The organism is Flavobacterium sp. LHD-80 (assembly GCF_030929605.1).
Lineage (GTDB): Bacteria > Bacteroidota > Bacteroidia > Flavobacteriales > Flavobacteriaceae > Flavobacterium.
This window is the reverse complement of the sequence record NZ_JAVFVS010000026.1, coordinates 1-540: the sequence shown is the minus strand read 5'-3', so window position 1 is coordinate 540 and position 540 is coordinate 1. Positions and strand designations below refer to the sequence as shown.

Here is a 540-nt window from a genome sequence, read left to right as displayed (position 1 = left end):
TAAAAAAAATGATAAAACTTAAGAAAAACAGAGTCTCGTAGCTCAGCTGGTTAGAGTACTACACTGATAATGTAGGGGTCGGCAGTTCGAGTCTGCCCGGGACTACTATTTGACTTGAGAAAGGAAATTCTGGAAGCTGGGATTCACCAAAAGAAATTAGAGAAGAATTTGAAATCTAAAATCTGAATTCTACAATCTAAGATTGAAAAATGGGGGATTAGCTCAGCTGGCTAGAGCGCCTGCCTTGCACGCAGGAGGTCAACGGTTCGACTCCGTTATTCTCCACGAAAAGCTATAAGCCGTAGGCTGTAGGCTTGAAGCCTAGTGCGTAAAGCGCGAAGCACACAAAGTTCATTGACATATTGAGATAAGAAAATAATAAAAAGTAGAAAGCGTTTTCTGCAATTTATTGCAGAAGACAAAAAAAACGGTCTCGTTTTAAGTAACGAGATTGGTACAATAAGCAAAATAAGGGCGTATGGGGGATGCCTAGGCTCTCAGAGGCGAAGAAGGACGTGATAAGCTGCGAAAAGCTGCGGG

At 42.0% G+C, this 540-nt stretch carries 2 tRNA genes and 1 rRNA gene; all 3 read left to right on the top strand.

The features are described 5' to 3' along the window. The first annotated feature begins 31 nt into the window (after positions 1-31). Positions 32-105: transfer RNA gene (locus tag RB619_RS21070), tRNA-Ile, on the top strand. A 106-nt stretch (positions 106-211) separates the two neighbouring features. After that, positions 212-285 (top strand) — tRNA-Ala (locus RB619_RS21065). A gap of 173 nt (positions 286-458) precedes the next feature. Further along, a 23S ribosomal RNA gene (locus tag RB619_RS21060) occupies positions 459-540 on the top strand; the annotation flags it as partial.